Source organism: Dietzia sp. Cai40 (genome assembly GCF_014145165.1).
Classification (GTDB): Bacteria; Actinomycetota; Actinomycetes; order Mycobacteriales; family Mycobacteriaceae; genus Dietzia; species Dietzia natronolimnaea.
Genome location: NZ_JAALEB010000118.1, coordinates 1 through 6,911, shown reverse-complemented (window position 1 = coordinate 6,911; position 6,911 = coordinate 1). Strand labels below are relative to the sequence as shown.

6 protein-coding genes and 1 pseudogene are annotated in these 6,911 nt (G+C 71.5%); 5 read left to right on the top strand and 2 right to left on the bottom strand.

The genetic code is table 11. The features are described 5' to 3' along the window. Positions 1 to 193 (bottom strand): annotated as a pseudogene (locus G6022_RS05520) (hypothetical protein); the annotation flags it as partial. Between the two features lie 145 nt (positions 194 to 338). Here G6022_RS05520 and serA point away from each other — a divergent pair. From serA to G6022_RS05495, 5 genes are all read left to right on the top strand, one after another. After that, positions 339 to 1,931, top strand: coding sequence for a phosphoglycerate dehydrogenase (gene serA / locus G6022_RS05515; RefSeq protein WP_182639753.1), 1,593 nt, complete (start codon positions 339 to 341; stop codon positions 1,929 to 1,931). 16 nt (positions 1,932 to 1,947) lie between these two features. Further along, entirely contained in the window at positions 1,948 to 2,967 is a 1,020-nt protein-coding gene (locus tag G6022_RS05510) for a 3-isopropylmalate dehydrogenase (protein ID WP_179525513.1), read from the top strand. An 84-nt stretch (positions 2,968 to 3,051) separates the two neighbouring features. After that, entirely contained in the window at positions 3,052 to 4,914 is a 1,863-nt protein-coding gene (locus G6022_RS05505) for a DUF294 nucleotidyltransferase-like domain-containing protein (protein WP_182691139.1), read from the top strand. After that, complete coding sequence (locus G6022_RS05500; protein ID WP_182639755.1) at positions 4,914 to 5,627, top strand: exonuclease domain-containing protein; 714 nt, start codon at positions 4,914 to 4,916, stop codon at positions 5,625 to 5,627. The genes G6022_RS05505 and G6022_RS05500 overlap by 1 nt, the downstream gene beginning before the upstream one ends. Before the next feature lie 10 nt (positions 5,628 to 5,637). Then, complete coding sequence (locus G6022_RS05495; protein ID WP_179525510.1) at positions 5,638 to 6,432, top strand: fumarylacetoacetate hydrolase family protein; 795 nt, start codon at positions 5,638 to 5,640, stop codon at positions 6,430 to 6,432. Between the two features lie 48 nt (positions 6,433 to 6,480). On the opposite strand, the gene G6022_RS05490 is transcribed toward G6022_RS05495, so the two are convergent. Further along, the coding region (locus tag G6022_RS05490) for a chorismate-binding protein (RefSeq protein WP_182691137.1) at positions 6,481 to 6,911 on the bottom strand (431 nt) is incomplete at its 5' end.

Genomic DNA, 6,911 nt, shown 5'->3' with positions numbered 1-6,911 from the left:
CCAGGCGGGTCTTGTCGGTCTCGTCGACGGCGCGGATGCAGTGGTCCAGGAGGCTGCGACCCACCGCCGCCCCGTAGAGGTGTGCCCGGAGATAGGAGGCGACCGCGGTCGAGCCGCGCGCGGGGGCGAGGACGGGCATCCAGGGGCTGGGCAGGCGGACCGGGAAACCGGTCGACCGGGGCGGGCGCAACATAGGTGATCCGTTCGTCGGACGTCGGTCGGGGCCTGCGGTGACATCAGCCACGGTAGGCGTCCCGGGCCACCCCGGCCACTGGTCCTCGGCGGTGTGCGGTGGCCTAGACTGGGTGTGCCCAAATTGACACCGAGGAGATCCCACTGTGACAGCATCCGGACGTCCCGTCGTCCTCATCGCCGACAAGCTCGCCCAGTCGACCGTCGACGCGCTCGGCGACGCCGTGGAGGTCCGCTGGGTCGACGGCCCGGATCGTCCCAAGCTCCTCGAGGCCGTCGCCGATGCGGACGCGATCCTCGTCCGCTCCGCCACGACCGTCGACGCCGAGGTGATGGCCGCCGCCCCGAAGCTCAAGATCATCGGTCGCGCGGGTGTCGGCCTCGACAACGTGGAGATCCCCGCGGCGACCGAGCGCGGCGTCATGGTGGTCAACGCGCCCACCTCCAACATCCACTCGGCCGCCGAGCACGCCGTCGCCCTGCTCATGGCCGCCTGCCGCCAGATCCCGGCCGCCGACCGCACCCTGCGCGAGCACACCTGGAAGCGCAGCTCCTTCAACGGCGTCGAGTTGCTCGGGAAGACCGTCGGCGTGGTGGGCCTGGGTCGGATCGGTCAGCTCGTGGCACAACGTCTGGCGGCGTTCGAGACGAACCTCATCGCCTACGACCCCTACCTTCCCGCCGCCCGCGCGGCCCAGCTCGGGATCGAGCTCGTGGACATCGATGAGCTGGTCTCCCGCGCGGACATCATCACGATGCACCTGCCCAAGACCAAGGAGACGGCCGGCCTGCTCGACGCCGGGCGGCTGGCCCGGGCCAAGGACGGCGTCGTGATCGTCAACGCCGCCCGCGGCGGACTCATCGTCGAGGACGCGCTCGTCGAGGCCCTGAGGTCCGGGAAGGTGCGGTCCGCCGCCCTGGACGTGTTCGACACCGAGCCCTGCACCGACTCGCCGCTGTTCGACCTCGAGAACACCGTCGTCACGCCGCACCTGGGTGCCTCCACGAGCGAGGCGCAGGACCGGGCCGGCACCGACGTCGCGCGCAGCGTGCTGCTCGCCCTGCGCGGGGAGTTCGTCCCCGACGCCGTCAACGTCACCGGCGGCCCGGTCGGCGACGAGGTCGCTCCGTGGCTCGACCTCGTCCGGAAGCTCGGACTCATCGCCGGTCACCTGTGCCCGGGTGTGCCCACCACCGTGACCGTCGAGGTCGCGGGCGAACTGGCCGCTGAGCAGGTGGACGTGCTGGGTCTGGCCGCCCTGCGCGGGATGTTCTCCGCCATCACCGACGAGCCCGCCACCTTCGTCAACGTCGGCCAGATGGCCGAGCAGCGCGGTGTCACGCACTCGGTCGAGACCCGCAGCGAGTCGAAGTCCTACCGCAGCACGGTCACCGTCACCGCGGTGGCCGCGGACGGCGCGTCGGCCCATGTCACCGGCACGCTGGCCGGTCTGGACCAGGTGCAGAAGATCGTCCGGATCAACGAGCGCGGCTTCGACATGCGTGCCGAGGGTCAGAACCTGTTCGTCCACTACTCCGACCGCCCGGGCGTGCTCGGAAAGGTGGGCTCCATCCTCGGCGGGGAGGGCATCGACATCCAGGCCGCCGCGCTCAGCCAGGACGTCACCGGTGAAGGTGCCTCGCTGATCCTGCGGGTCGATCGTGCGGTCGCCGAACCGACCGTCGACCGGATCGTCTCCGAGCTCGACGCCACGGCGACCCAGATCTCCCTGGTCTGAGCGGGGGTCGGACATCATGAAGCTCGCAGTCATCCCCGGAGACGGGATCGGTGTCGAGGTGACGGCCGAGGCGATCCGGGTCCTGGACGCGCTCGTCCCGGGGGTCGAGAAGACCGAGTACGACCTGGGCGCGCGCCGGTATCTCCGCAACGGGGAGACCCTGACCGAGGCGGACATCGAGAGCCTCAAGGGCCACGATGCGATCCTGCTCGGGGCCATCGGCGATCCGCGATCGGTGCCCGCCGGGGTGCTCGAACGCGGGATGCTGCTCCCACTGCGGTTCGCGCTCGACCACCACGTCAACCTCCGCCCGTCGCGTTTGTACCCCGGTTCGGGTACCCCGCTCAAGGACCCGGGTGAGATCGACTTCGTCGTGGTCCGCGAGGGGACCGAGGGGCTCTACACCGGCAACGGTGGGGCGATCCGCGTGGGGACACCCCACGAGATCGGCACCGAGACCTCCGTCAACACCCGTTTCGGCGTCGAGCGCGTGGTGCGCGACGCGTTCGGCCGGGCGCGGTCCCGCCGAGGCAAACTGACGCTCGTCCACAAGACCAATGTGCTGGTCAACGCGGGTGGGCTCTGGCAGCGCACCGTCGACGAGGTGGCCCCGGAGTTCCCGGACGTCGCGGTCGACTACTGCCACATCGACGCCGCGACGATCTACATGGTCACCGAACCCTCGCGCTTCGACGTGATCGTCACCGACAACCTGTTCGGCGACATCATCACCGATCTCGCCGCCGCCGTCACCGGGGGCATCGGCACCGCCGCGTCGGGGAACATCGACGCCTCGGGAACCAACCCGTCCATGTTCGAACCGGTGCACGGTTCCGCCCCGGACATCGCAGGACAGGGCAAGGCCGACCCCACCGCGGCCATCCTGTCGGTGGCGCTGATGTTGAGGCACCTGGGCAGGGTCGCCGAGGCCGAGCGCGTGGAGGCCGCGGTCGAGGCGGACCTCGGGTCGCGTGGAGACCGTCCCGTGGTGACCTCCGAGGTCGGCGACCGGATCGTGTCGGCGGTCAGCGACTAGGAACCGGGCACCACCCCGCGGCCCGCGGGTGTGAATCGCGTGAAGCGGATCACACCGCGGGCCGTCGGCGTACAGAGTGGACCCATGGACGTCGAACTCGCCGAGGTGAGGGATTTCCTCGCCCGCTGCGCCCCCTTCGACGAGCTGCCCGGTGACCAGCTCGACCGGATCCCCGCGCGGCTCTCACAGCGGTACCACCGCCGGGGAACGGTGATCCTCGACGCCGGTGCCCGGAACGACACGCTGCACATCATCCGGTCAGGTGCCGTGGAGGTGTGCGACCCGGACGGCGTTCTGCTCGACGCCCGGGGCGAGGGAGACTGCTTCGGCTACTCGTCCCTGTCCCACAGCGGGCCCTCGCGCTACCGGATCGTGGCGGTGGCCGACACCCTGCTGCTCGAGATGCCGGCCGGGGTCCTGGACGACCTGGCCACCGAGCACCCTCATCTGCGGCGGTTCTTCGGCGAACGGAGCGACCGGATCCGCCAGGACCTCGCCTCGGCGCGGCTCGAGGCCGCGGGCGGGGACGCGCTGGGCACGCCGGTCGGGGAGTTGCTCGCCCGCGACGCGGTGACCACCGGCCCCGACACCACGATCCGCGACGCCGCGAGCCTGATGACCGAACGCCGCGTATCCGCGCTGCTCGTGGTGGAATCGGGCCGCGTGGTGGGGATCTTCACCGACCGGGACCTGCGCTCGAAGGTCGTGGCGGTCGACGGGGACACCGGGGCGCCGGTGTCGACGATCATGACCCCGGACCCGGTGTCGGTCGACTCGGGGACGCGCGCGTTCGACGCGACGCTCCTCCAGATCGACCGCGGGGTCCACCACCTCCCGGTCTGCGAGGACGGCGTGCCCGTGGGGATGGTGACGAGCGGGGACCTGCTCCGACTGGCCCAGACCGACCCCGTGTACCTGGCAGCCCGCATCGCCCGCGCGCCCGACCCCGAGGGGGTCGCGCGCCTGGCGGCGAGGTTGCCCGCCCTGGTCGGCGAGTTCGTCCGCCGTGGCACCGCCCCCCAGGACATCGGTCGCGTCGTCACCGCCACCGCCGACGCCGCGACGCGACGGTTGATCTCACTCGCGGAGAGCGGCCTCGGACCGCCGCCCGTGGCGTACTGCTGGGTCGGCCTGGGTTCCCAGGCCAGAGGGGAGCTCGGCGTGGCGAGCGACCAGGACAACGCGCTCATCCTCGACGACGCGGCGGAGACGACACCGGATGCGGACCGGTACTTCGCCGCGTTGGCGCAGGAGGTGTGCGCCGGTCTCGACCGGGCCGGATTCCCGCTGTGTCCGGGCGACGTCATGGCCTCCAACCCGGCGTGGCGTCGCACGTGCAGGTCCTGGGAGCGCCAGGTGGGGGACTGGGTGCGGGCGCCGGGAGCGGACGCCGTCCTGCACTCCCAGGTGTTCCTGGACATCCGCCCGGTGCACGGGGACACCTCGCTGTTCATGCGGGTCCGTGACGAGATGCTCGCTCGCGCCGAGGGCAGTCGACGGTTCCAGGCCCACCTGGCACGCATAGCGTGCGAATGGCAGCCGCCGCTGGGGTTCTTCCGTGGGTTGGTGGTGGCACGACGGGGTGAGTACCGCAACACCCTCGACCTCAAGGCCGGCGGGATCGCGCCCGTGGTGCAGATCGCGCGTGTGCACGCCCTCTCCGCGGGGCTGGACGAGGTGTCCACCCTCGGTCGGCTCGACGCCGCGGCCGGGGCCGGTGTCATCGCGCGCGCCGACGCGGAGGATCTCGGCGAGGCCTTCCGGTTCCTGCGTGGCCTGACCTACCGCCACCACGCGCGCCAGATCGCGGACGACGACCCTCAGGACAACCACATCGATCCGGGAACGCTGAGCTCCGCCGACCGTCACCGTCTCCGCGCCGCGTTCCGGATCATCGCCGGGGTGCAGGGCTCGCTCGCCCTGAAATACCGGGTCGGGCAGATGTGATGCGTGAGTGGTTCACCGGGTCCGGGCGACGTCGACGCACCGCACGACGGCTTCCCGACGGTCCGCTGCGGCGCTACCTCGAGACCCCGCCCCCGGAGCCGTCGACCCCACTGGCGGATCTGCCGTTGCTGGCGATGGACGTCGAGACCACCGGCCTCGATCCGCGCCGCGACAGGGTTCTGTCCGTGGGGTTGGTACCGGTGAACGGTGACCGGATCGTCCTCGGCGGCGCGCGGTCCCTGCTCCTGCGGGCCGAGGGCGCCGACGACGTGGAGGGAGTGGGCCAGAGCGCGACGCTGCACGGGATCACCGACGACACGGTCGCGACCGGGGTGAGCGTGGACGTCTTCCTGGACCGGATCTTCGAGGCGTTGACCGGCCGGGTCCTCGTCGCCCACTACAGTCGTATAGAAACCGATTTCCTCGGCGCTCTGTGCACCTCCGGGCACGGTGTGCGGCCTCCGTTCGTCCCCGTCGACACCCTCGAACTCCACCGCCGGGTGCTCGGCGCGGGCGTCGACAGTGGATTCGCCCCGGAGTCCTCCCCGGACGAACTCCGGCTGTGGAGCGCCAGGGAGCGGTACGGGCTCCCCCGCTACCGGGCGCACGATGCGCTGATCGACGCGCTCGCCTGCGCGGAGCTCTACCTGGCCCAGACCGCGGAGCTGCACGAGCGCGGGGTCACGACGCTCCGGGATCTGCGAACGGCATAGGATCGCGGGTATGCGTCTCGCCCGTATCGCCCACCCGCAGGGATTCGCCTTCGTCGAGGTCCGCGGTGATGTCACCGATCCCGCCGCCCTCACCTGCGCGGAGATCTCCGAACACCCCTTCGGCACCCCCGAGTTCACCGGCCGCGAATGGCCGCTGGCCGACGTCCGCCTGCTCGCTCCGATCCTCGCCTCCAAGGTGGTGTGCGTCGGTAAGAACTACGCGGAGCACGCCGAGGAGATGGGGTCCGAGGCGCCCGCCGAGCCGCTGATCTTCCTGAAGCCCAACACCTCGGTGGTCGGCCCCGAGGCCGGGATCGCGTACCCGCCCAGTTCCGAGCGGGTGGACCACGAGGGTGAGCTCGCCGTGGTGATAGGTCAGCCCTGTCGCGACGTCTCGGCCGCCCGGGCCCACGAGGTGATCCTGGGGTATACCTGCGCCAACGACGTGACGGCGCGCGACCAGCAGCTCGCGGACGGTCAGTGGACCCGCGGGAAGGGGTACGACACCTTCTGCCCGCTGGGCCCCTGGATCGTCACCGACCTCGACCCCAACGGCCTCGACGTCCGCACCACGCTGCACCACCCGGACGGGTCCTCGGAGGTGCGCCAGGACGGCAACACCTCCCAGTTCATGCACACCGTCGGGGAGATCATCGAGTACGTCAGCAGGGTCATGACGCTGCTCCCGGGCGACGTCGTGCTGACGGGAACCCCGGCCGGCGTCGGCCCGATGCTCCCCGGTGACCGGGTCACCGTGGAGATCGAGGGCATCGGAGCGCTGACCAACCCCGTCGTCGACAGGTAGGTCGGGTCCCGACCCGCCTGACGGTCGAGACCCGGTCGGGGGGTCCGGTCACACGGCGCCCAGCGCGGTGAGGACCGTGCGGAGTTTGGCGGCGGTCTCGGCCACCTCGTCGTCGGGGTCGGAGTCGGCGACCAGACCCCCGCCCGCCCAGGCGATCGCCCCCGAGCGATCGGCGTCGATCTCGGCGCAGCGGATGGTGACCATCCAGTCGCCGTCGCCGCCCGCGTCCGCCCATCCCACCGCTCCCGAGTAGAAGCCCCGCCGGCCCTCGAGACCCGCGATCACCCGCCGCGCCTCATCGGTGGGGGTTCCGCACACGGCGGGGGTGGGGTGGACGGCCAGCGCGAGGTCGAGAGCGGTCGTCCGCGGGTCGGCGACCCGTCCGCGGATCCGCGTCCCCAGATGCCACATCTCACGGGTGGAGGTGAGCGACGGGCGCTCGGGGATCTGTAGATCCCGGCAGAGGGGGGCGAGCGCCG

Bases quoted from the DNA above. Each gene is read 5' to 3' on its own strand.
- G6022_RS05510 (WP_179525513.1), top strand. From the start codon at position 1,948: ATGAAGCTCGCAGTCATCCCCGGAGACGGGATCGGTGTCGAGGTGACG.
- G6022_RS05505 (WP_182691139.1), top strand. From the start codon at position 3,052: ATGGACGTCGAACTCGCCGAGGTGAGGGATTTCCTCGCCCGCTGCGCC.
- G6022_RS05500 (WP_182639755.1), top strand. From the start codon at position 4,914: ATGCGTGAGTGGTTCACCGGGTCCGGGCGACGTCGACGCACCGCACGA.
- G6022_RS05495 (WP_179525510.1), top strand. From the start codon at position 5,638: ATGCGTCTCGCCCGTATCGCCCACCCGCAGGGATTCGCCTTCGTCGAG.